This is a genomic window from Cohnella caldifontis, assembly GCF_029360585.1.
GTDB classification, from domain to species: Bacteria; Bacillota; Bacilli; order Paenibacillales; family Paenibacillaceae; genus Cohnella; species Cohnella caldifontis.
In genome coordinates this window covers 23,973-46,911 of sequence record NZ_JAQZSJ010000025.1, presented here as the reverse complement: position 1 = coordinate 46,911, position 22,939 = coordinate 23,973, and the positions used below count along the sequence as shown (strand labels likewise).

24 protein-coding genes and 1 pseudogene are annotated in these 22,939 nt (G+C 58.7%); 4 read left to right on the top strand and 21 right to left on the bottom strand.

Annotation, left to right across the window (positions count from 1 at the left end; translation table 11 throughout):
• Window positions 1-39 precede the first annotated feature (39 nt).
• The 10 genes from mobA to PTZ19_RS23070 all read right to left on the bottom strand — a co-directional run bounded on the left by mobA (window position 40) and on the right by PTZ19_RS23070 (window position 8,505).
• Window positions 40-678 (bottom strand): molybdenum cofactor guanylyltransferase, encoded by a 639-nt coding sequence (gene mobA, locus PTZ19_RS23115; RefSeq protein WP_276358006.1) that lies wholly within the window; start codon window positions 676-678, stop codon window positions 40-42.
• A 75-nt stretch (window positions 679-753) separates the two neighbouring features.
• The gene (gene pflA, locus PTZ19_RS23110) at window positions 754-1,500 is read right to left on the bottom strand and encodes a pyruvate formate-lyase-activating protein (RefSeq protein ID WP_276358005.1); all 747 of its coding nucleotides are present in this window, start codon (window positions 1,498-1,500) and stop codon (window positions 754-756) included.
• Window positions 1,501-1,571: 71 nt separating this feature from the next.
• Window positions 1,572-3,842: a formate C-acetyltransferase gene (gene pflB / locus PTZ19_RS23105; protein WP_276358004.1), complete on the bottom strand. Its 2,271-nt coding sequence runs from the start codon at window positions 3,840-3,842 to the stop codon at window positions 1,572-1,574.
• Window positions 3,843-3,889: 47 nt separating this feature from the next.
• Window positions 3,890-4,375, bottom strand: coding sequence for a hemerythrin domain-containing protein (locus PTZ19_RS23100; protein WP_276358003.1), 486 nt, complete (start codon window positions 4,373-4,375; stop codon window positions 3,890-3,892).
• A 33-nt stretch (window positions 4,376-4,408) separates the two neighbouring features.
• On the bottom strand, window positions 4,409-4,936 hold the full coding sequence (locus tag PTZ19_RS23095; RefSeq protein ID WP_276358002.1) for a DoxX family protein: 528 nt from the start codon (window positions 4,934-4,936) through the stop codon (window positions 4,409-4,411).
• A 147-nt stretch (window positions 4,937-5,083) separates the two neighbouring features.
• Window positions 5,084-5,602, bottom strand: a complete 519-nt coding sequence (locus tag PTZ19_RS23090; protein ID WP_276358001.1) for a hemerythrin domain-containing protein — start codon at window positions 5,600-5,602, stop codon at window positions 5,084-5,086.
• A gap of 77 nt (window positions 5,603-5,679) precedes the next feature.
• A complete protein-coding gene (locus PTZ19_RS23085) occupies window positions 5,680-6,072 on the bottom strand; it encodes a cupredoxin domain-containing protein (RefSeq protein ID WP_276358000.1) in 393 nt (130 codons plus the stop codon).
• Window positions 6,073-6,267: 195 nt separating this feature from the next.
• Complete coding sequence (locus PTZ19_RS23080) at window positions 6,268-7,299, bottom strand: PAS domain-containing sensor histidine kinase (RefSeq protein ID WP_276358024.1); 1,032 nt, start codon at window positions 7,297-7,299, stop codon at window positions 6,268-6,270.
• Window positions 7,300-7,333: 34 nt separating this feature from the next.
• Window positions 7,334-7,987 carry a response regulator transcription factor gene (locus tag PTZ19_RS23075; RefSeq protein ID WP_276357999.1) on the bottom strand — a complete coding sequence of 218 codons (654 nt, stop codon included), beginning with the start codon at window positions 7,985-7,987 and terminating at the stop codon, window positions 7,334-7,336.
• Between the two features lie 47 nt (window positions 7,988-8,034).
• A complete protein-coding gene (locus tag PTZ19_RS23070) occupies window positions 8,035-8,505 on the bottom strand; it encodes a GAF domain-containing protein (RefSeq protein WP_276357998.1) in 471 nt (156 codons plus the stop codon).
• A 245-nt stretch (window positions 8,506-8,750) separates the two neighbouring features.
• On the opposite strand from PTZ19_RS23070, the gene PTZ19_RS23065 reads away from it, so the two are divergent.
• The gene (locus PTZ19_RS23065) at window positions 8,751-9,509 is read left to right on the top strand and encodes a Crp/Fnr family transcriptional regulator (RefSeq protein WP_276357997.1); all 759 of its coding nucleotides are present in this window, start codon (window positions 8,751-8,753) and stop codon (window positions 9,507-9,509) included.
• 33 nt (window positions 9,510-9,542) lie between these two features.
• Here the strand turns inward: PTZ19_RS23065 and PTZ19_RS23060 are convergent, their stop codons facing one another.
• Window positions 9,543-10,835, bottom strand: a complete 1,293-nt coding sequence (locus tag PTZ19_RS23060) for a stalk domain-containing protein (RefSeq protein WP_276357996.1) — start codon at window positions 10,833-10,835, stop codon at window positions 9,543-9,545.
• A gap of 647 nt (window positions 10,836-11,482) precedes the next feature.
• Window positions 11,483-11,639, bottom strand: a pseudogene (locus tag PTZ19_RS25485) (IS91 family transposase); the annotation flags it as partial.
• Window positions 11,640-12,017: 378 nt separating this feature from the next.
• Between PTZ19_RS25485 and PTZ19_RS23055 the strand changes: the two are divergent.
• Window positions 12,018-12,464, top strand: coding sequence for a carboxymuconolactone decarboxylase family protein (locus PTZ19_RS23055; protein ID WP_276357995.1), 447 nt, complete (start codon window positions 12,018-12,020; stop codon window positions 12,462-12,464).
• Here PTZ19_RS23055 and PTZ19_RS23050 read toward each other — a convergent pair.
• The 5 genes from PTZ19_RS23050 to gluQRS all read right to left on the bottom strand — a co-directional run bounded on the left by PTZ19_RS23050 (window position 12,384) and on the right by gluQRS (window position 16,101).
• Window positions 12,384-13,331 carry a sigma-70 family RNA polymerase sigma factor gene (locus PTZ19_RS23050; RefSeq protein WP_276357994.1) on the bottom strand — a complete coding sequence of 316 codons (948 nt, stop codon included), beginning with the start codon at window positions 13,329-13,331 and terminating at the stop codon, window positions 12,384-12,386. The genes PTZ19_RS23055 and PTZ19_RS23050 overlap by 81 nt on opposite strands.
• A 100-nt stretch (window positions 13,332-13,431) precedes the next feature.
• On the bottom strand, window positions 13,432-13,863 hold the full coding sequence (locus PTZ19_RS23045) for a hotdog fold thioesterase (protein WP_276357993.1): 432 nt from the start codon (window positions 13,861-13,863) through the stop codon (window positions 13,432-13,434).
• Window positions 13,864-13,887: 24 nt separating this feature from the next.
• A complete protein-coding gene (locus tag PTZ19_RS23040) occupies window positions 13,888-14,445 on the bottom strand; it encodes a GNAT family N-acetyltransferase (protein ID WP_276357992.1) in 558 nt (185 codons plus the stop codon).
• 18 nt (window positions 14,446-14,463) lie between these two features.
• A complete protein-coding gene (locus PTZ19_RS23035) occupies window positions 14,464-15,072 on the bottom strand; it encodes an HD domain-containing protein (protein ID WP_276357991.1) in 609 nt (202 codons plus the stop codon).
• A gap of 42 nt (window positions 15,073-15,114) precedes the next feature.
• Entirely contained in the window at window positions 15,115-16,101 is a 987-nt protein-coding gene (gluQRS, locus tag PTZ19_RS23030; RefSeq protein WP_276357990.1) for a tRNA glutamyl-Q(34) synthetase GluQRS, read from the bottom strand.
• A gap of 267 nt (window positions 16,102-16,368) precedes the next feature.
• On the opposite strand from gluQRS, the gene PTZ19_RS23025 reads away from it, so the two are divergent.
• Window positions 16,369-18,243 (top strand): putative bifunctional diguanylate cyclase/phosphodiesterase, encoded by a 1,875-nt coding sequence (locus PTZ19_RS23025; RefSeq protein WP_276357989.1) that lies wholly within the window; start codon window positions 16,369-16,371, stop codon window positions 18,241-18,243.
• Window positions 18,244-18,318: 75 nt separating this feature from the next.
• Here the strand turns inward: PTZ19_RS23025 and PTZ19_RS23020 are convergent, their stop codons facing one another.
• From PTZ19_RS23020 to hisC, 4 genes are read right to left on the bottom strand one after another with little or no spacing between them, the layout of a single operon-like run.
• The gene (locus tag PTZ19_RS23020) at window positions 18,319-18,849 is read right to left on the bottom strand and encodes a YfiT family bacillithiol transferase (protein WP_276357988.1); all 531 of its coding nucleotides are present in this window, start codon (window positions 18,847-18,849) and stop codon (window positions 18,319-18,321) included.
• Window positions 18,846-19,661 (bottom strand): PhzF family phenazine biosynthesis protein, encoded by an 816-nt coding sequence (locus tag PTZ19_RS23015; protein ID WP_276357987.1) that lies wholly within the window; start codon window positions 19,659-19,661, stop codon window positions 18,846-18,848. The genes PTZ19_RS23020 and PTZ19_RS23015 overlap by 4 nt, the downstream gene beginning before the upstream one ends.
• A 14-nt stretch (window positions 19,662-19,675) precedes the next feature.
• Window positions 19,676-20,131 (bottom strand): GNAT family N-acetyltransferase, encoded by a 456-nt coding sequence (locus PTZ19_RS23010; RefSeq protein WP_276357986.1) that lies wholly within the window; start codon window positions 20,129-20,131, stop codon window positions 19,676-19,678.
• Window positions 20,128-21,192, bottom strand: coding sequence for a histidinol-phosphate transaminase (gene hisC, locus PTZ19_RS23005; RefSeq protein ID WP_276357985.1), 1,065 nt, complete (start codon window positions 21,190-21,192; stop codon window positions 20,128-20,130). The genes PTZ19_RS23010 and hisC overlap by 4 nt, the downstream gene beginning before the upstream one ends.
• Window positions 21,193-21,379: 187 nt before the next feature.
• Here hisC and PTZ19_RS23000 point away from each other — a divergent pair, with 187 nt between their 5' ends.
• Window positions 21,380-22,936, top strand: a complete 1,557-nt coding sequence (locus PTZ19_RS23000; RefSeq protein ID WP_276357984.1) for an ABC-F family ATP-binding cassette domain-containing protein — start codon at window positions 21,380-21,382, stop codon at window positions 22,934-22,936.
• Window positions 22,937-22,939 lie beyond the last annotated feature (3 nt).

Genomic DNA, 22,939 nt, shown 5'->3' with positions numbered 1-22,939 from the left:
AGAAGGCGCGGGACCTTCCCACTGTGAGAAATGTCACAGTCAAGCTCCCCCATTTGTGGACGTCTTGTGAAGGATTCGCTTGCATGCTCTCTCCAAATCAAGCTCGGTCCGCGCGACGAATGCGTAATCGCCGATTCCTTCTTCTTTCGTCCATGATTCCGTTTCCACGCCCGTCCAGCGGATTTGGCCGAGAAAACGGTCGATCCGAACCTCACCTTCGGCCAGCAGTTTTCCGGCCGTTTCGGCGTGCTCCTTGTCGTAGACGCCGTGCAGCGGGACCGCGCGCCCGCCGATCAAGGGCAGGACCGACCGAGCTTCGGGCGTTCGGAAAGCCGCCAGCCGCGCCGCAGCCTCCGCCGAAATCAGCGGCATCCCGCATCCGACGATCCAGACCTGGGAATATTTCGCCAGCCGCAGCGCCGCATGCATGCCGCCGAGCGGCCCTGCATCCGCGTAATAGTCCGTGATCAGTCGGACGGAACTATCGAGCACGTCCAGAAACGGCTTCGGCGTATCCGTCACGACGATGATTTCATGGCAAAGCTCCCGCATGACGCGGATTTGGCGCTCGATCAAACATACGTCTCCGAACGGCAGCAACGCCCGCTCCGCCCCCGTCCGGCCTTGCCGGCTTCTTCCGCCCGCCAGGATGGCTCCGGTAATCGGTTGCGCGATCATGAGATCTCCCTCTCTTCTTGAATATTGGACTTGCTCCGTCCCGCTCCGTTCTCCGGAAATGGAAGAGAGCCGCCCCTAATGGGCGGCGGCGAGAATCAACCGGCGGCCTTCCTCGATCATCCGATACGCCCGATCAACCTCCTCGGGTTCAGGCTCCGCTGTCCCTTCCAGCGTGTACGGAAGCCCGAGCTGGCGCCATTTGTATTCGCCCATCCGGTGATAGGGCAGAATTTCAACTTTCTCGACGCCTTCGAGCTCCCCGAGAAACAGCCCCAAATCCATCAAATCCTCCGCGGCGTCGGTCACACCCGGAACGAGCACCCGGCGGATCCACATCCGTTTCCCCCGGTCGGACAGATGGCGGGCGAAGGCAAGGCTCCGGTCGTTCGGTTGGCTTGTCAGCTGTCGATGCCCGAACCGGTCCATCAATTTTAAGTCAAGGAGCACCAGATCGGTGACTTTGAGCAGCTCTTCGGCATGGGACGGATCGCAGAATCCCGACGAGTCCAGCGCCGTATGCAAGTTCCAACGCTCCTTGCAGGCCTTGAACAGTTCGGCGACGAACGGAGCTTGGAGCGTCGGCTCCCCTCCGGAGACGGTGATGCCTCCTCCGGAGCGCCGATAATAGTCGACATAGGGCTCGATTTCCGCCAAAATCCCGTCTACGGTTCGCAAGGTTCCGCCTGCCGTGTCCCACGAATCGGGATTATGGCAGTAGCGGCAGCGCAGCGCGCAGCCTTGAAGGAACAAGACGAACCGGATGCCCGGTCCGTCGACCGTTCCGAACGTCTCGACGGAGTGAATTCTACCGGTGTGCGACATGTATAAGCTCCCCCTCCCGCGGCGTTCGGAACACGATCGGCCGGGTATCCGTCATCCGGCGTCCTCGCGCCTTAGATCGATCCGTGGAACGTTCGGTTAATGACGTCCAGCTGCTGCTCGCGGGTCAGCTTAATGAAGTTGACCGCGTATCCCGATACCCGGATCGTCAACTGCGGATACTGCTCCGGATGCTCCATGGCGTCCAGCAGCTGCTCCCGGTTAAAGACGTTAACGTTGAGGTGATGGCCGCCCTTCGCGGCATAACCGTCGAGCAGCGACGTCAGGTTGCGCACCCGGGCGTCCGCCTCGCGGCCGAGCGCCTTCGGGATCAGCGAGAACGTGTTCGAAATGCCGTCCAGGCTGCTCTCATACGGCAGCTTGGCGACCGAATTCAGCGAGGCGAGCGCGCCTTTGCGGTCGCGGCCGTGCATCGGATTGGCGCCTGGCGCGAACGGCTGGTCGGCTTTGCGGCCGTCCGGCGTACTGCCGGTCTTCTTGCCATAGACGACGTTCGAAGTGATCGTCAACACCGATTGAGTCGGGATGGCGTTCCGGTAAGCGCGATGCTTGCGCAGCTTGTTCATGAACGTCTCCGTCAGCTTCACGGCCAGCTGGTCGACGCGGTCGTCGTTGTTGCCGTACTGCGGGTATTCCCCTTCGATATCGAAATCGACGGCTAAGCCTTGCTCATTGCGGATCGGGCGCACTTTCGCGTACTTGATCGCGCTGAGCGAGTCCGCTACGACCGACAATCCGGCGATGCCGCATGCCATCGTGCGGACGATCTCGGTGTCGTGCAGCGCCATTTCCAACCGTTCATAGCTGTACTTGTCGTGCATGTAATGGATGACGTTGAGCGTGTTCATATACAGTCGGGCAAGCCATTCGAGCGTATCGTCGTAACGCTTCATGACCTCTTCGAAGTCCAGCGCGTCGCCCGCGATCGGAGGCGCCGCCGGGCCGACTTGAACGCCGAGCTTCTCGTCCTTCCCGCCGTTGATCGCGTACAATAGCGCTTTCGCCAAGTTCGCGCGGGCGCCGAAGAACTGCATCTGCTTGCCGATCCGCATCGCCGAGACGCAGCAGGCGATGCCGTAATCGTCGCCGTAGGTCGGCCGCATCAAGTCGTCGTTCTCATACTGGATCGAGCTGGTGTCGATCGATACCTTGGCGCAATAGTCCTTGAATCCTTGAGGCAACCGGGTCGACCAGAGCACGGTCAAATTCGGTTCGGGAGCCGGCCCCAGATTATACAACGTGTGCAGGAACCGGAAAGACGTCCGGGTGACCCGGGTCCTGCCGTCGTTGCCCATGCCGCCGAGCGATTCCGTTACCCAGGTCGGATCTCCGCTGAACAGCTCGTTATAGTCCGGGGTGCGCAGGAATTTCACGAGGCGAAGCTTCATGACGAAATGGTCGACCAGCTCTTGCGCCTCTTCCTCGGTCAGCCGGCCTTCCTGGATGTCGCGCTCCAGATAGATGTCCAGGAAGCTGGAAACGCGCCCGAGGCTCATCGCCGCGCCGTTCTGTTCCTTGATCGCCGCCAGGTAAGCGAAGTACAGCCACTGCACCGCTTCCGCCGCGGTGGCGGCGGGGCGTCCGATGTCGAAGCCGTAAGCCGCCGCCATCGTCTTAAGCTCGCCCAGGCTGCGGATTTGCTCCGACAGCTCCTCTCGTTGCCGGATCGTGTCTTCGTCCATGACGTCGGTCTCATAACGGACCAAGTCTTCCTTCTTCGCTTCGATGAGCCGATCGACGCCGTACAGCGCAGCCCGGCGGTAATCGCCGATGATCCGGCCCCGCCCGTAAGCGTCCGGCAATCCGGTGATGATGGCGGCTTTACGGGCCAGCCTCATCTCGTTCGTATAAGCGTCGAATACGCCCTGGTTGTGCGTCTTGCGGATGTCCGTGAAGGTGCGTACGATCTCTTCCGGCAGCTGATAGCCGTAAGCGTTACAAGCGTCGACGACCATCCGGATGCCTCCGAAAGGCTGGACGGACCGCTTCAGCGGGGCGTCCGTCTGCAAGCCGACGATTTTCTCCAGCGCTCGGTCGATATAGCCCGGTCCGTGCGAGGTGATCGTCGAGACCGTTTCCGTATCGACGTCCAACACGCCGCCGTTCTCGCGTTCCAGCTTCATTAGCCGAAGCGCTTCTTCCCACAGCTTGACGGTCGCCGGCGTCGCTGCCGCGAGGAATTTCTCGTCGCCTTCATAAGGCCTTAAGTTCAAGGACAGGAAATCGTTGACGTCGATATGCCGCTGCCAGCGGCCTGCCCGGAACGTTCTCCAGGCATCGGGACGTTCGGACGGCGTGCGAAGCTCTCGTTCGATGGCGGCCATGGTTTATTCCCTCCAGTTATCGTTTCGCGAAAGTACGGCGGTTCGCATTAAGCGCCGCTGTACGCGACTTCGTCCATCCATTTCTCCGTTGCCGGCAAGACGACTTCGTTTTCGATCCGGAAGTGCTCCGCCGCGATCACCAGAACCTGGAGCATGCGGGAGAGGACTTCGCCGGCCCGCTCCCCGACCTCCAACGATTGCCGATATTCCCGGTAGAACCGTTCCGCGATCCGGCCGTCTTGCTCGAGCACCGAAATCGGGCCTATGCTTCCTCCGCCTGTCAACGATTTGGCGAACGGGTAAACGGTGTCGCGCTCCCGCTGCAAGTGCGTCAGCCAATCCCGCATGAACGGTTCGAAACGTTGCATGGCGCTGCGCAGTTCGATTTCCGCGTCAACCGGATCGTCGCGATCCGGATGTCGCCGCATGTACCGGCAAAGTTCCAGCAACCGTTCCTGCAGCGCGTCATGTTCTTCTTTCCATTGGTCGTACGAGAGGTACATTTCCAATACGGAGAGTTCCGTCGTTCTCATGATCCTCTGACTCCTTCCGGTCGATCGTCGGCGTCAGCGAGGAAGCACGCCGGGTTTGCCGCCGGTGCGGTGAAAGAGTTTATCCCAAGCTTTGTGCAGCAGCGGCATCGCGTAACCGTCAAGTCCGAAACGTCCGGCGTTGGCCCCGGCGGTGAAGATCGCGACGCCCAGGACGAGCAGCCACGGGTTCGTGCTTACGGTGCCGGCGAAGAGGAACAGAAAGTTCAGCGTCATCCCGAAGAACGCGGCCGTCAGCGTCAGTCCGCCGACGATGAGCCCGACGCCGATCAGGAATTCGCCGAGCGGGATCAGGAAGTTGATCAGCTTCACGTTCGGCAGCGCGAAATGCTCGACGAAGTAAGTGTAATTCGGGTACAGTACCGCTTGCGTGGCTTTATCCGTGACCGGGTGCGCGACCGCGTTCTTGAGGAAGCCTCCCGCGTCGAAGCCGCCCGTCAATTTGTCCCAACCGTGGTGCATCCATTCCCAACCGACATACAATCTCAGCAGCGTAATCGCGGCAGCCGCCCATGCGTTTCCCCGGAACCATCTCAACAGCATGATGGCCATCTCCTTTTCGATTCCCCGCTTCAAGGGGTTCGTTTGTTTTCCTTACGACTTCAGTATGGAGGATGAGGCTCGATTCGAATGTGAAGTTCATCACGCCGGCGCGATTTTATTTGTGAATTTGTTCACTTGAGTTGCCGTTCAATAATCGATTCGGTTAGAGCGGTCGGTCAGCACGTCCAGCATTTCCTCTTCCTCCTCAAACCGGTTCTTGAGGAACGCGTACGCTTGCAGCAGGTAAGAAGCCATCCGGCGGGCTTCTTCCGGCTGCACCGGGATCACCGACCGATCCAGCGCGTGAAGGAACGCTCGGATGAATTGCCCCGCCAGCTCATCCTCCTGCTCCAAGTATGCGAACAACTCGGGATCTTCACCCAAGTACCAGGCGGCGTATGGGAACAGATCCTCCGCCTCCCGCCGGGTATGGTCGTTCCAGTCCCGAAGGAACTGCTTGACGGTCTGGTCCAGCCTCCGCAGCTGACGGTTCAATCGGACGGCGTCGCCATCCGTTCTCACTTTGCAGGCTTGCGCATACAAGAGCCGCAGCTCCGCTTTCAGTCCGTCGAGATCGATCCGCGTTTGGCCGATCGCCTTATCCAGCAAAAGCTGCCGTACGTCTCCGGGGAGCATCTTTCTTTCGGCGGCGTTATGCACGATCACGGGAATCGCTCCTTTTTTTGTGAATGTTTTCACATATATTGCTTTGAAAAGGCCCGGAAATCCGGGCGTTGGCTTTTTTATTCGACGATCAGCTTGCCTGTCATTTCGGCGTGACCCGCTCCGCACATGATCGAGCAGGAGAAGTTGAATTCGCCGGCCTTGTCCGCGGTGAACGTGACCGATTTCCCGCCCTTGACCTCCACGTCATACCCCTCGATTTTAAGCCCGTGATTGCCTTGCGAGTTGTTGAGCGCGATCGTCACCGAATCGCCTTTCTTGACCTTGATTTCTTTCTGATCGAATTCGAAGTTTTTGGCATTGACCGTAATCGTCCGAGCAGCGCCGGATGAAGCCGCAGATGCTGCCGCCGAAGCAGCCGGCGCCGCGTTGTCGCTTTTCCCTCCGCCGCAGGCGGTCGCCGTCAGGGCTGCCGCGAGCAATAGTCCGCTTACCGGAATCCATTTGTTCATGGGGACGTCCTCCTTGGAATCTTGGATCATCTTTCGGAATCAGCATAGACCATGCCGGGAGCCCGGGCTGTGACAAAACTCACATTTTGGGAGTTGACACCATTCGGACACAGTCGGGAAACAAAAACGCCCGGTTTTCACGGGACGTTGATGGACTGGAAGATTTCAAACGGCCGCAATAACGCAGTCAGTTCTCTACCCGCGCTCCCCCGGAATCCGGAGGGTGACCGTCGTGCCTTGATCCGGAGCGGATCGGACGGCCAGCTGCCCATGAGCGGCTCTCGCCCGTTCTTCCATGCTGAACAAACCGACGCCCTGCCCCGCCTCCGTACGGTCGAAGCCCGCGCCTTTGTCCTCGATGACGGCTTCCAGCCCTTCTTCCGAATGCGTCAGCGTAACGGTTGCTTCGGATACGCCCGCATATTTGCCGATATTCGTCAGCGCCTCCTGGACCACGCGAAATACGGCTGTTTCCGCGAGCAAGTCCAGCCGTCGCCGAAGATTGCTTTCAAAGCGCACGCGGATACCATAGTGGCGCTCGAAATTTTCGATATACGTGCGGAGCGCGGGCACGACGCCCAAATCGTCGAGCACGGACGGGCGCAACTCCCAGGCCAGCCCCCGAACCTCTTCCATCAACTGGGAAACTTGCTTGCCGAGTTGCTGCAAGCCGGGATCTCCGCCTTCGGCGACCATGCGATCGATCGAGATCTTCATCGAAAACAGGCTTTGTCCGATGCCGTCGTGCAAGTCGCGCGAGAACCGCTTGCGCTCTTCCTCCTGGACATGCATCAGCTGGGCCATCATGGATTGCAGCTGCTCTTCCGCTTCCTTCAACTGGGTAACCTCATGGCGGATGGCTAAATATTGATAAGGCCGCCCCTCCCCGTCCACGAAAGGAACGATGGTGGTATCGACCCAATAAAACCGGCCGTTCTTCGCCCGGTTTTTGATCTCCCCGTGCCAGACTTGCCCGGAGGAGATCGTGCGCCACAGCTCGCGCATAAACGTTTTGCCGTGGTAACCGGAATTGATCAGGCGATGATCCTGGCCGATCAATTCCTCCTTGGAATAGCCGGAGATTCGGCAGAACTTGTCGTTCACGTATTGAATGGTGCCTTTCCGGTCGGTAATCGCGACGATCGAAGCTTCGTCCAGGGCGAACTTGACGTCGGCCAGCTGCTTAAGGGAATTCTGCAAACGGTCCAGCAGCTCCGGATCGTCCATATACCACTGAAAGGAAGGCGCCGATTCCCGAGGGTCACTCAAAGTTCAACAACCCCTTTTTCATGGCGAACTTCACGAGGTCGGGACGGGTTTTCAGATCCAGCTTCTCCATCAGGTTCGCCTTGTGGGATTCGACCGTTTTGACGCTGATGATGAGCTGCTCCGCGATCTCTTTGTTGGAGTAGCCTTGAGCGACTTTGGCCAAAATTTCCTTCTCCCGTTCGGTCAGCGATTCGAACGTTCCCGCATGCTCGCCGTTTTTCATCTTCTCCAAATAATCGCTCATCAGCCGCTTGGTAGCGGCAGGTGACAAATAGGCGTTGCCTTGTGCGATGTGGCGGATCGCCGTCAGCAGTTCGTCATGCGGAGCGCTCTTCAGGATATACCCCGACGCCCCGGCGTGGATCGCCCGGAACAAGTATTCTTCGTCGTCATGCATCGTCAGGATCAGAATCGCGGTATCCGGCAGCAGCTTCTTCAGCTCCGGCGTCGCGGTCAGTCCGTCCTTTCCGTGCGGCATGCTCAAATCCATCAAAATAACGTCCGGACGGAGCTCGGCTGCCTTGGCCAGCGCTTCGTCCCCGTCGGCTGCTTCCCCTGCGACGGACATGCCGTGTTTGCCGTCCAGCAGCATCATCAATCCGGAGCGGACGACGGCATGGTCATCGACGACCAATATGCGAACCAAACCGTTCTCTCCTCTCGCTTTCGAAAGCGGATTTGGAATTCATTCTATCATAGATCCTGCGTACCAGTAGACGAATCGGACAAGTCTACCAAAACCGCGGACATCAACCTCTCGCCAAACCGTCCGGCCACGTTGCGGTCGTCCGGCCGGTACATCCGTCTCACCCGGTCGCCGATCAACAGCACGCCCTTGTGCTTTACTCCTTGCTGCAGCGGGACCGCGTAGGCCGATCTCAGCTTTTCGGCGAGCAGGATCGGGTATTCGTGCACCTGCCGGGCCGCGATCAACTCGGACACTTGCAGGGTCATCGCCCGGCCGATTTTCAGCACCGATTGGTGGAATCCCCGCCCGGGGCGGTCTTCTATCGAACGGTAGCGATCGCTCACGTTGCCGGCTGCCCATTTCCAGGACAAGATCCGGCTTTCCGGATCCAGGAGCCCGAGCGCGCAGAAATCGCTGCCCATCTCCGCCAGCAACCGGTGCAGCTCCGCTTGGATTTCGGTATTTCCGCTATCCACTTTTCATTCCTTCTTCCGAGCCTTTCGAATTTATACACTCATTGTAGAGGTTTAGAAGAAAGAAGTCAGTCAGGGAACTCCCTGAGATTCGGACGGGGGAAGTTCCTGATTTGCGGGATTGGTGTGATTTTCCTCACATCATTTTCAGGGAATTCCCCTCTTCGATTCGGGAAATTCCCCGATAACGTTCGGATTCGGAAGCCGGTATGATGTAATCATCAAGTTCAAGGGAGCTGGCGAGGAAAATGGCGATGGCGACGGAGACGGTCATGAAACGGACGAAAACGGCGGAAGGAACGTCGAATCCGCTGAGTATCGATAACTTTTTCGCTGAGGAGCAGTTCGAACGGATTCGGGAGTTGATGTACCCGAAGCGCGCGGAAGCGGGAACCTACCTGTTCTGGGAGGGTGAACCGACCGGCAAACTGTACTATATCCGTTCGGGGAAAGTGAAATTGCGGAAATCGACGGAAGAAGGCAAAGACTTCATCCTATCGATTCTGCAAGCCGGGGATATGCTGTGCGAGCCGGAGGACGGCATGCGGGCGGTGCACAGCTTCAGCGCGGAAGTGATCGAGGACGCTGAGCTCGGGGTGATCCAATGGAGCGACCTTGAAATCCTGCTGTACCGGCACGGCGATTTCGCGGTCCGCTTCATGAACTGGATGGCGCTGATGCATCGCGTGACGGAATCCAAGTTTCGCGATTTGCTGCTCTTCGGCAAACCGGGCGCCCTGGCTTCCACCCTTATCCGCTTGGCGAATTCCTACGGCGTGATGGGCGCGGACGGCATCAAAATCGGCATCAAGCTGACCAACGCCGAATTGGCCGACTTCATCGGAACGACCCGGGAAAGCGTGAACCGGATGCTGAACGGACTGCGCGACGAAGGCACGATCGATATTCGCCAAGGACGTATCGTCATCCTGAACTTGAACGCGCTTAAGACCATGTGCCAGTGTCCCGCTTGCCCGGGCTGCCCGAAGGAGGTTTGCCGTATTTAATGACATTAATGACGAATTATTTTATGTCATAAATTAATGAGAATCGCTTAGCTTGACGACCGATCTTTGAATCGCGTCCGTCATTTCCTGCCCATAGTAGAAGTATAGTCCGATTCTCCAGAGCGCCGCCCCTTTCAAACCGTACCGCTTCGCGAGTCCCAGCTTATCGTCGATCGACTGCGGCGTCTCGCTCCACAGATCGATGCCGAGCAGCAGCTTCTCTTTCGGCACTCCGGCCTTCAGCAGGGCTTCGATCGCCGCCTGGACTTTGTCGTTCGGCTGCGGCGTATGATCGGGCGTTCCTGCCGGATGATATTCATAGGCCATGACCGTCAGATCTTCGACCAGTCCCGCGAGCGTCGCGTAGTCGTACCCTTTATAGGAACTGTTCGGAGGCGGTACCGCAACGGACAGTTTGATGCCCGCGGGCTTCAGCTTGTCCCCCAGCTGCCGGACGTAATCGTTCAGCAGCTTCTGTTGGCCGGTCGGGTCCAGTTTAAGCCCCAGCCCCTCGTAATCCAGCATGACCCCCGAAAACCCTTTCTGTTGCGCAAGCGACACGATGTTTTCGATCGACCGATTGCGCAGCGTCTCATCGCTCAGCATCTTGGTCAATTCTCCGCTGCCGTCCGACGAATAGACCATCAGATAAGGATCGATCCCTTGCGCCGACGCGTCCTTCACGATCGTTTCCGGCGTCACGTCGCCCGCAGCCTGCGGCCAGTAGAAGTCTTTTCCGCTTGTCGTCAGCTCTCCGTTCGCGTCCACGCGGATCCATCCGAACGCGACCGAGTTCATGCCGGCGATCCGGTCCTGCTCCGCGAACGAACTGATCGCGTAAAATCCGCGCAAATGCATCTCGCGGGCCGGAGACACGATCGAAACCGTACGCGTCGTCTTGTCCCAACCGACATTCGCGCCGAATTGGGTGCTGAAGAAACTGAGCGGGATCAGCGTGCGATCGTTCGACAAATAAGGAGCCGCCCCAAGTTCAACGGCAACGCCGTTCACGGAAGCCATCTTCTTCCCGACGGCGAGGACGACCGTCTTGGTGTCGGCGCCGACGTCCGCGGTCGCCGTAATGGTACGGGTCTTGGCATCCCATTGGATCTCGATGCCTAAAGCCTCCGCGATCGAACGGAACGGAACGAACGTGTAATCGTTTTTGATTTCCGGCACCGCTCCGTCAAACGACATCAGGATGTCATCCAGTAACACCGTAACCGGCTTTGCAGCCGTTGCCGCGTCGGCCGGCCCGGTCGGAACGGCGGACCAAGCGCCCCCGGCAAGCAACGCGGTCGCTGCCCATTTTCCCCATGCTTTCATCTCTAACTCTCCCATGCTCCTATGATTTTACTCTACTAGAATTATAGAGGATTTCAGACGCGGAACCAAACGAATCGACAAAAAAACCGTCAGGGAGAAATTCGTCCCTGACGGTCCTTTCGTTTCGTGCCTCGCAGTCACGCTTCAACTTCTTTCTTACGAGCATCCTCAAAACTGTATTCAAATGAACATGACCATGGTGACCCGTTTGTCCAGAGGGGCGGGGGTTAAGCATACGCAGCAAGCTTAATCAACTGCTGCCCCCTACGTTGGCTGGGGTTAAGCTTGCACGGCAAGCTTAACCGGAAACTAACCCCAGCTTTGAGCGGCTTTTAAACCGATGCGGCTCGAAACCACGCTTCATTCGTTTCCCTTATTTTGGTATTTTGGACATGTTAAATCCCGACAATGTTATTAGATCCAATATATGATAATTGTGCGGGTTAGGTGTATTTGCCTTGCTCAAAAGTCGGTAAAAAAGATTTGAGGTAGTACGCTGATAAGTTAAGAAAGAAAATTTCTTAATTCCTCTCTCAACATAGGGTTCAACCTTCAGTTAAGAAAGAATGTTTCTTAATTCCACTCTCAACATAGGGTTCAACGGCCAGTTAAGAAAGAATGTTTCTTAATTCCTCTCTAAAACAGCTCACTAGCAGCTTAAAACCATTCTTTGGATCCCCGCTCACGGAACTTGGCAACTTCTTTCAGGTCATTCGCTCGGATCCTGCCTTCATTCTTCCGGACAAACTTGTCCCAATGCCCATGTTCATCGAAAAAAATGCGTTTGAGAATGTTGGATTCCATGTGTTCCATTTACCAGGAAAAACGAAAAGGATGAAGCCTGAGCTTCACCCCGAAAAGTTATAAATTCTGGCGTGTCAAAAAAACCGAAATCCGCTTCTGCATGAGCTTCCGTGGATTTCGGTCATATTAATTTACATAATATTTATTATGTCATTCAAATGAACTTCTTCCTGTTTATCGGATTCAATCGCGCGCTAAGAAAGCTCGCGTTAATCATCCCGAGTCAATCGAACGCAAAAAAGCCGGTATGCCGTCCCAGGCGGAATGACCGGCTTTATGGAGTTGTCCGATAAAAATTTTCGTTCCTCGTCACAAACCCTTCATTCGATTTGTCTTATCCATGCAAGCCAAAAACGAAACCTAAAGGAGCGTATGGCAATGAAACTTCGACTGAATTACCGCGCGGCCAATCCGGAAGCGTACAAAGCGATGCTGGGTCTGGAACAATTCATCCGGAACAGCGGCCTTGACGCCCGTCTGTACGAATTGATCAAGATCCGCGCCTCGCAAATCAACGGATGCGCTTACTGCATCGACATGCACGCCAAAGATTTCATGAAAATAGGCGAAAGCATGGACCGCATCCTCATGTTGCCGGTGTGGCGGGAAGTCCCGATCTATACCCCGGAGGAACGCGCCGCGCTCGAACTGACCGAATACGCGACGAAGCTCCCGGAAGACGGGATTCCCGACGAAGTGTACGAACGGGTAAGGACGTATTTCGACGAGAAAGGATACGTCGACCTATTGATGGCGATTAACGCCATTAACGCGTGGAACCGGCTCGGGGTCGGAACGGGAATGTTCCCCGGCTGCTTCGGTTAAGCTCCGCAATTTGTCGGGATTCAGCATCATGTAGATCGTTTGGACGCGGGAGCCGCCCGGCTCCCACTCCAAGCATACCGCGATTTCGACGCGGCCCTCGTTTTCCATCACCAATGCCGTTTCGCCGCCGATGCGGACGCGCCGGAAACCGTTGCGGAATCGGCCTTTGGCCGCAAGCCCTTTGAAGAAGGCGCGCACCCGGTCCGCCCCGACAATCGGATTGAGCGCCGCCCTGACCTTGCCTCCGCCGTCCGACACCAGCCGAACCTCGTTCAACAGCAAGGCAACGAGCGGTTCGAACCTTCCCGTATCCGTTGCCTGCAAGAACGCTTCGACAAACCGTTCCCTCGATTCCGCGTGGCGAACCTCCATCGCCGCGGACGGCAAACGTCCTTCCGTCTTTTGCTTGGCCCGGCTGAACGCCTTGCGGCAGCCCGTTTCCGTTCTGCCGAGCATCCCGGCGATTTCCCGGTAGTCGAACCCGAGCGATTCCTTCAGGATGAATACGGCGCGCTCCGTAGGCGTCAATTCCTGCAGCATTACGAGATACGCGTACCCCAGCTCTTCCTTGCGCTCCGCCGGATCCTTGGCGACGTCCGGAGCATGGTCCGGAAGCGGCTCCGGCAGCCAAGGGCCGACATACGTTTCCCGCAAACGCCGCGCCGAACGCAGCAAATTGAGGCTGCGGTTAACGGTCATTTTCGCCAAATATGCTTTTTCGTTCCGCACTTGGTCCGCTTCCATCCTCAGCATCCGGGCGAACACGTCCTGCACGACGTCTTCCGCGTCGGCCGCGCTGCCCAGCATGCGGTAAGCCAAACCGAACAGCATCGGTTTGTATTCCGTATACGCTTGTTCCGTGATCATGGAGGACCTCCCTTTTTCGCTCGATCCGTGCAGAGTATAGACAGATCAGCCCTCCGATTCGTGACGGGGACATCTAGGTCCGTGCCAAATGAAGCATCCCTTACCGCTTCGGGACGATCGCGACGGTGCACCGGGAAATGCAGATCAGCCGGTTCTCCTCGTCGGTGATCCGAATATCCCATACCATGGTGGTCCGCCCTTTATGGAACGGCGTGGCGGTCGCCGTCACGACGCCGTCTTTCTTGCTGCGGAGGTGGTTGGCGTTGATCTCCATCCCTACGGCAGCCTGGGTCTCTTTGTCGATCAGATGGTACGTGCCGACGCTGGCGACGGTTTCCGCCAGGGCGACCGAGGCGCCGCCGTGGAGGATGCCGAAATATTGCCGGGTCGCCGGGCCCACCGGCATGGTCGCCACTACGCGGTCGGGCGTGATTTCGATCAAACGCATGCCGAGCGCCCCGAACATCGTATTCTCGTAATGCTCCCGGTCCTTCACCATGAACATTTCGAAGTTTGGTTGCTCTTGCTCCATTCTGCCTGACTCCTCTTCTCGTACTTACTCCCAATAACCGTTCGCCGCCAGCCAGTCCGACCGCAGCAGCCCCATGACGATGACGTCCACGTAACGGCCGTTTTTGAACTGCCTGGCCCGCAGCCGGCCTTCCTCGCGGAAACCGCAGGCGAGATAGCATCGCAGCGCCCGTTCGTTGAAATCGTAGACTTCCAGTTCCAGCCGGTTCAGATTGAGCTCCTCGAAAGCGAATTTCACCATCATCTTCAGCGCTTCGGTGCCGATGCCCTGACCCAGCAGGTGCTTTTCCCCGATGACGATGCCGATGAAGCCGACGCGGTTCTTCCAATCGATCCGGTCGAGATTGACCTGCCCGATGTACGCTTCCGTCGCGGGATCGGCGATCACGAAGCCGCGGCTGTCGGAACCGCCCTCCAGCATCTCTTCCAGGAACTGCTCCGAAGCCTGCAAGGGATGCGGGTACAGGAAAATGTCCGACAGATGGCATACGATATCCGGATCGTTCACCCAACGCCGCATCGGTTCAAGGTCGTCCGCCCGGTATTCCCGCAGCAGGATTCGGTCGCCGCGCAGTCTCGGCATCGATCAGTTCCCCTTCCCTTATTCGTCTTCTTTCAAAATCCCCTGCTTCACCGCGCGGTCCAGCAGCTCCATCGCGAAGCTCCACAACGCCGGCGCGATCGTTTCGACCGGCGCGATGCGGCGGATCACCTGCGAACGCACGATGCCGTGCCGGACCCAGCTGTTCCCGCCGGTATAATAATTGTGCAGCAGCGGCAGCAGCCGGTCGATCGCGTTCGCGTACCGCGACTCCGGGGTCGCGACATCTTCGAATTCCCGCCACAGCCCCATCCACTCTTCCCTCTGGTCCTCCGGCAGCAAGCCGAACAGCCGGTTTGCCGCCGCGAGCTCCCTTTCCTCTTTATCTTCGTACCCTACGGTGTCATAGGCAAACGTATCGCCCGCGTCCACTTCGACGATATCATGGAGAAGCAGCATGCGGATCACCCGGTTCAAGTCCGGCCGAGGCGATTCGGTATACTCGTGCATCAGCATGGCGAACACCGCGATATTCCAACTGTGCTCCGCCGTGTTCTCGCGGCGGCTGCCGTCCATGATCAGCGTCTGCCGGAGCACGCCTTTCAGCTTGTCGATTTCCTTGATGAACGCGATTTGTCCCGAAAGCCGATCGTTGTTCCAAACTTCCATCAGCGGTTCTCTCCTTTATCTATCTGCGTTTGAAGCCGTACCTTAACGACGCGATCGAGCTTCGCAAATCGCCCGCCAATCGTCCGGAAGCCTTACGGATCCATGGGGGATGAGCTCTTCCCGGAAAAGCGGGATCAGCTCGGACGCGCTCGCCGGTTCCGGCCGGTCCGACAGGCCGTACAGCCAAGCCAGCAGCCCGATCAGCCCTTCCGGCCGGATGCCGGATTCCCGCAGCGCCGAAACCGCGATATCCCCGTGCCGCTTCGCCAAGCGGTTGCCGTCCGGCCCCAGCATCAGCGGCGCGTGCGAATACTTCGGCGGCGGATACCCCAGCGCTTCGGCGAGCAGCAGCTGCCGCGGCGTGGAGTCGAGCAGGTCCCAGCCCCGCAGCACGTGGGTGATGCCCATCTCTCCGTCATCCACGGTCACCGCCAGTTGGTAACCGATAATGCCGTCGGCCCGTTTCACCACGAAATCCCCGCCGGCTCCGGCGGGATAAACGACTTCCCCCGCGATGCCGTCGGCGAACGCGACCGGCTTGTCCGGCATCGCGAAGCGCTGCGACGGCGTTTTCGCTGCGGCGCGCTCGAAGCGCTCCGCTTCGCTGAGCCCTCGGCAAGTGCCGGGGTAAGCGGCTCCTTCCGAAGCGAGTCCGTGCGGAGCGCCCGCCAGCGACAGCAGATCCGCGCGGCTGCAGTAGCAAGGGTACAGATACCCTTGCCGTTCCAGCACGCCCAGCGCCGCATCGTACAAGGTACCGCGCCGGCTTTGCTCATAAGGCCCGCGGGGCCCGCCGATATCCGGGCCTTCATCCCAGTCGAGCCCCAGCCACCTCAGATCCTCCATCGCCCGGACCGCCCACTCCGGCTTGCAGCGGGGAGCGTCCAAATCTTCGATCCGCATCGCGATTTCCCCGCCGCGGGAGCGGACCTGCAGCCAAGCCAGCAGCGCGGTTCCCGCATTGCCTACGTGCAGAAGACCGGAAGGCGTGGGCGCGAACCTTCCTCTGATTCCGCTTCTTTCTCCCATCCGCCGCCCTCCCGTCCAGTTGATTTTCATTGTACCACGCCCGGCGGATCCGTTCACGGATTCCCGTTTCGGATGAAAACTTTCCGAAAACATGCTTTTTTTCGACAAAAAAGGGGTTAGACGTACAGATTTCGACAAGCTATAATGAGCATGAAGGTTGAACGGATCCTACGGAATTCCCGGACTCGCGATTTCTCTCCGCGCCATATACAGCCCTGTATGATCGATCACGACTGACGCTTCCTTAGTGTGGAGGGAAAAGACGGCATGACGCATATGTCCGATCTATTGCAGAACACGGCCAATATTTTCGTCTTTATCCTGTTGGTCAATCGGCTGTACCCTTACATAGCCAATATCAAACCTCGTCGCCGCAAGGCCGCCATCGGTCTGTTGTTCGGCATTTCCGGCTTGTTGTCGATGATCATGCCGATCCGCGCCGGAGACGGCATCACCGTCGATCTGAAAGCCGTCTTGGCCGGAATGGCCGGTTTGCTCGGAGGTCCGGCCGGAGGAGTCCTTGCCGCCGCCATCGTCGGCGTTTACCGCGTTATGCTCGGCGGCAGCGGCATGCTGCCCGGACTGTTGTGCATAACGGCGGCTGCGGCGACCGGCGCTATCGTTCACGTCAAATTCAGGCAGAACGACGATCGTCTTCGTTTGTCCTGGCGCGTGCCGTTCCTGTTCGGCTTGTGGGTCGCGGCGCTCCAATTGGCCATGACGGCCTTTTTTACGAAGCCCGTTCGGGACGAACTGCTTCGGCATTTCGCGTTGCCTTTGCTCGTGCTCTATCCCCTGGCGGCGCTCTTGTTCTATTATTTCATGACCGTGGAATGGATCCAATACCGGGACGCGATGTTCGACAGGGTCACCAGGCTCCCCCGATCCGAACGGCTGACCGGCAAATGGCGGCGCTGGATCCGCAAAGGACAGCCCTTCTCCTTCGTGATCCTGAATCTCGAGCGGCTGCGCTCCGTGAACGATCTGCATGGCGTCCAGGTCGGCAACGAGCTGTTGCGGGAATGCGGCAGCCGCCTCTCCCGGCAAGTTCCGGCAGGAGGCTCCGTCAGCCGATACAACGGACGCGATTTTCTCGTGTTTCTCCCGGGCTACGACATGCTGCAAACGTTGATCTGGATCGTCGACGTCAAGAAACAGCTGGCCGAACCTTACCGGCTGGAGGACGTGCCTTATCGGCCGACGTTCAGCACCGGCCTTGCCGTCTTCGAAGGGGGAACGGCCACTTTGGAGGAGCTGCTGCTGCAGGCGGAAACCGCCCTGCGCCACGCCATGGACAGCGGCTCCGACCAGACCGTTCCCTACGAGAGCCGCCTGGCCGAGCAACTCCGCTACCGCACGAGCCTGGAGAAAGACTTGGGCCTGGCTTTGGAGCGCGGTCAATTCCAGCTGCATTACCAGCCCCAATACGAGCTGGATTCCGGCAAGCTCCGCGGTTTCGAAGCGCTCATCCGCTGGCACCATCCGGATTGGGGACTGGTCTCCCCCGCCGAGTTCATCCCGATGGCCGAGAACAGCCGCCAAATCATCGCGATCGGCGAATGGGTGCTCCGAACGGCTTGCCGGATGGCGATACGGCTGAGGCTCAACGACGCCAGCGTTACGATGGCCGTAAATGTCTCCACCGTTCAGCTGCTGGAACCCGATTTCCCCGACAAAGTATTCGCCATCCTGGAAGAGAGCGGCCTGAACAGCGATTTGCTGGAGCTTGAGCTGACGGAGAGCACGATGGTCCAATCGTTCGAGAGGGCGGCCGAACAGATGCGGCGTTTGAAAGAACGGAACATCCGGCTGGCATTGGACGATTTCGGCGTCGGCTACTCTTCGCTCAGCTACTTGCGGCGTTTGCCGTTCGATCTGATCAAAATCGACCGCAGCTTCATCGAGGATATCGGGCGCAGCCGGGACGACCGGATGACCAAGTCGATCATCGATTGGGTCCGCGAGCTGCGGTACGGCATCGTGGCCGAAGGACTGGAATCGTACGACCAACTGTATTGGCTGAAAAAATGGAAGTGCGACATCGCCCAAGGCTACCTGTTCAGCAAACCGCTGTCCGAAGAAGACCTGTTGCTTTACCTGAGGCAAGCGTCGCCGATTCCGATTTCCGGATTAAGCACGTAAGATGAATCCTGCGAAATGAAAGCTCCCCGCCTTCGCCCAAGGTCGGGGAGCTTTTCCGTTGCGACTGCCGCTTGCTTACCACCCGTTGCGTTCGCGGAGCGAGGTTATGTGGGCAACGTGATGGCGGCCGTGCCAAGCGTACGTCCCGAGCGTGCGGTCCAGGCGGGACACCGCTTGGTTGGCCGGATGGTAGAACGTCCGGGAGAAGTCGGAATCGGACATCGAACGAAGCAAGAACGCCCAGCGTTGGTGCAGGCTGCGGAGCAGATCGACGGCGAGCCCCACCGGCGCGTTCTTCGAATCCGCCAACATGGCCCAAGCGTTCTCGTCATACGGCTTGATGGCCGGCTCGTCTTCGGTCAACGCCAGCTTGAAACGCATGAAGCAGTTCATATGGCTGTCCGGCAAATGATGGGCCACTTGCCGAACGGTCCATCCCCCTTCGCGGTAAGGCGTATCGAGCTGTTCCTCCGTCAATCCCCGGAGCGCGGCCTCGAGCCGTTGCGGAGCTTCCTCGACTTGCCGGATCCACTCCTCCCGCTGCTCCGCGCTGATTTCGCCTTGATGCTGGAATTTACCGATTGGATAACGCGGATCGTTCGTCATGCTTCCCTGCTCCCTCCATTTGGTTTGGAAAACCATTCGCCCCGCAGCGTGGTCACCGCCTGCCCGTAAATCCACACGCGGTCCGCCGTCAGCGTCAGCTTCAATTCGCCTTGCCGCTTCGACCTCTGAATCGCTCGCAGCGATGTCTTGCCGAGTTTATCGGCCCAATACGGCGTTAACGCGCAATGCGCGGACCCGGTCACCGGGTCTTCGTCCACTCCGATGCCGGGGAAGAAGCAGCGGGACGCGAAATCCGCGGCTCCGCCGGAACGGCTGGTCACGATAAAACCGCGCGGAGTGACCACCCGTTTGAGCGCCCCGAAATCCGGCGACAAGCCGATCAGCGCTTCCTCCGATCCCACTTCGGCGAACACGTCGAGCCGATTGCGGCCGACGAATACCGGTTGTACGCCCAGCGCTTCGGCCAGCCCCGCGGGAGCTTCGCATTCGGTCACCCGCTCTTGGGGGAAATCCAGCCGGATCCAGCCGTCCCCGTTCTTGCTTGCGGCTAGCTCCCCGCTCTTCGTCCGGAATCGGATGTCCCGATTTTCCGGCACGTGCCCCTGTTCCCACAGGAGATGGGCGGACGCCAGCGTGGCGTGGCCGCACAGGTCGACTTCCGCGACCGGCGAGAACCAACGGAGGCGGTAGCCGCCGTCTTCCGGGTGCAGGAACGCGGTTTCCGCCTGGTTCATCTCCATGGCGACCCGCTGCATCCACGCCTCTTCGGCAGGTTCGTCCAGCACGCACACGCCGGCGGGATTGCCGCCGAACGGCTTGCCGGTAAACGCGTCGACCAAATACAGATTCATGCCGCTCGCTCCCCTCACGTCAGAAGATCGTAATGATAGAAGGCGGTGTCACGCCGGAACCCGAACGATTCATAGAGTCTCTGGGCGGTCCGGTTATCCGTTGCCGTAGAGAGCGAGAGGCCTTTCGCCCCCGTCTCTGTCGCATGCCGTTTGGCCGCTTCCAGCAACCGTCTCCCCGTTCCGCTTCCCCTGCGGTCCTCCCGCACGTATAAATCGTTAAATATCCAACTGTTTCGCATCGATATCGAAGAGAACGTCGGATACAGCTGCGTGAAGCCGGCGGCTTCGCCCGTCTCCCGATCGACGGCCAGGTAAATCGCCGACTCCCCGCGGTTCAGCCTTTCCGTCAGAAACGCTCGCGCCCCCGCGGGATCGGAAGGCTGTCCGTAAAATTGACGGTACGAATCGAATAACGGGACCACGGCGTCCAAATCCGCAAGCGTTGCTCTTTTGATTTCAACGTCGCTCATCGTTTCAGAATCTCTCCCAGGGCCCGAAGGAAAACATCCATTTCCTCGTCGGTGCCGATGCTCACCCGCAAGTAATTGTCGATTCTCGGTTGGTTGAAATACCGGACGAGCACGCCCCGCTGCTTCAGCTCGCCGAATAGGTCGGACGCCTGACGCTCCGGATGGGAGACGAACAGGAAATTCGCGGCCGAATCGATCACGCGGAAGCCCCGTTCTTTTAAAATTGCCGCCGTCCGCTCTCTCGTGGCGACGACTTTGCGGGTCGTCTCCTCGAAATAGGCTTGGTCTTCGAACGCCGCCGCGGCGCCGGCCAGCGCCAGTCGGTCGATCGTGTACGAGTTGAACGAGTTTTTCACCCGATTCAGCCCTTCGATCAGGTCCGGATGGCCGATGGCGAAGCCGACGCGCAACCCGGCCAGCGAACGGGATTTCGACAGCGTCTGGATGACCAGCAGGTTCGGATATTCGTTGACGAGGCCGATCGCCGAACGCCCGCCGAAATCGATGTAGGCTTCGTCCAGGATGACGACTTTCCTCCGGTTCCGCGTCAGAACGTCCCGGAATAATTCCGTCTCGACATACCGCGCGGTCGGGGCGTTCGGATTCGGCAGGATCACCCCGCCGTTCGGCTCGCCCAGCGCTTCCAGCGGCACGCGGAACTCGTCGTCCAGCGGCACCGTCCGGTAAGGGATGTTGTACAGTCCGGCATATACTTTGTAGAAGCTGTAGGTAATGTCCGGGAATAAAACCGGCTCGCCCGTCGGATTGAAGAAAGCGGCGAACGAGAACGCCAGAATTTCGTCCGACCCGTTCCCGACGAACACTTGCTCCGGCGAGACGCCGTGATAATCGGCGATCTTCCGGATCAGGGCGCTGCAAGTCGGATCCGGGTACAGGCGCAAGTCCCCGTTCGCCGCGCCGCGGATCGCTTCGAGCACGCGGGGGGACGGCGGATAAGGGTTTTCGTTCGTGTTCAGCTTGACGTATGTGCGGTCTTTCGGCTGCTCGCCCGGCACGTAAGGCACCAGGGAAGCCGCGAGGTCGCTCCAGTATGGGCTCAAAGTCAAAATCCTTTCCGTCGTTCGATCTGATGCTGAGGCAAACTCGTTTCCATGATTATACTCCTCCCGTCCGGCCTCGGAAAGTCCGAACGCGCGGATTCCCTTTTTCCCCGTCTGCCACTATAATGGAACAAGCCGCGCCTGCAAGTCCGGGCGCGCCTATCACGAGCATAAGGGTGTCATTTTCATGAGCATATTGACGGTTAAAAACTTAAGCCACGGCTTCGGTGACCGCGGCATATTCCGGGACGTCTCCTTCCGTCTTCTGAAAGGCGAGCACGTGGGGCTCATCGGGGCCAACGGCGAAGGCAAATCCACGTTCATGAGCATCATCACGGGCAGTCTGGAGCCGGACGCCGGTTCGATCGAATGGGCCCGCAACGTCCGAGTCGGCTATCTCGACCAGCATTCCGTCCTGCAGAAAGGCCTGACGATCCGCGACGCGCTGAAGACCGCGTTCCGCTATCTCACCGATTTGGAAGCCGAAATGAACCGGATGTACGAGCGCATGGGCGACGTTTCGCCGGAGGAGCTGGAGCAGCTGCTGGAGGAAGTCGGGACGATCCAGGATACGTTGAACGCCGGCGACTTTTATTTGATCGACGCCAAGGTGGAAGAAGTCGCGCGCGGCCTCGGGCTTGGAGAGATCGGCCTGGACCGCGACGTGACCGATCTCAGTGGCGGCCAGCGCACCAAAGTGCTGCTCGCCAAGCTGCTGCTGGAGAAGCCGGACATTCTGCTCTTGGACGAGCCGACCAACTATTTGGACGAGCAGCACATCGAATGGCTGAAACGGTATTTGCAGGAATACGAAAATGCGTTCATCCTCGTCTCTCACGACATCCCGTTCCTGAACAGCGTCGTCAATTTGATTTATCACGTGGAAAACCAGGAATTGAACCGCTACGTCGGAGATTACGACACGTTCCTCCAGCAGCACGAAGCGAAGAAGCAGCAGCTGGAATCCGCCTACAAACGCCAGCAGCAGGAAATCGCCGAGCTCAAGGATTTCGTCGTGCGCAACAAAGCCCGCGTCTCGACCCGCAACATGGCGATGTCCCGCCAGAAGAAGCTGGACAACATGGAACTCATCGAACTCGCCAAGGAGAAGCCGAAGCCGGAATTCCGATTCAAGGAAGCCCGGACTTCCGGCCGGATGATTTTCGAAACCCAAGGACTCGTCATCGGGTACGGCGAGCCTCTTTCCCGCCCGCTGGACCTCAAGATGGAACGGGGCCAGAAGATCTCGCTCGTCGGCGCGAACGGCATCGGCAAAACGACGCTGCTGCGCAGCATCCTCGGCGAGATCCCCGCCCTGTCGGGCACGGTGGAACGCGGAGAGTATCAATTTATCGGTTATTTCGAGCAAGAAGTCCGCGGCGGCGCCGACGAGACTTGCATCGAATCGGTATGGAAGGACTTCCCCCATTTCACCCAATTCGAAGTACGGGCGGCCTTGGCCAAGTGCGGTCTCACCACCAAGCACATCGAAAGCAAACTCTCCGTGCTGAGCGGCGGCGAGAAAGCCAAAGTGCGGTTGTGCAAGCTGATCAACAAGGAGACGAACCTGCTCGTGCTGGACGAACCGACGAACCACCTCGACGTGGATGCCAAGGACGAGCTGAAACGCGCCTTGAAGGATTACAAAGGGAGCATCCTGCTGATCAGCCACGAGCCGGAATTTTACCGAGAGATCGCCACGGACGTCTGGAACTGCGAATCTTGGACGACGAAAGTCATTTAACGC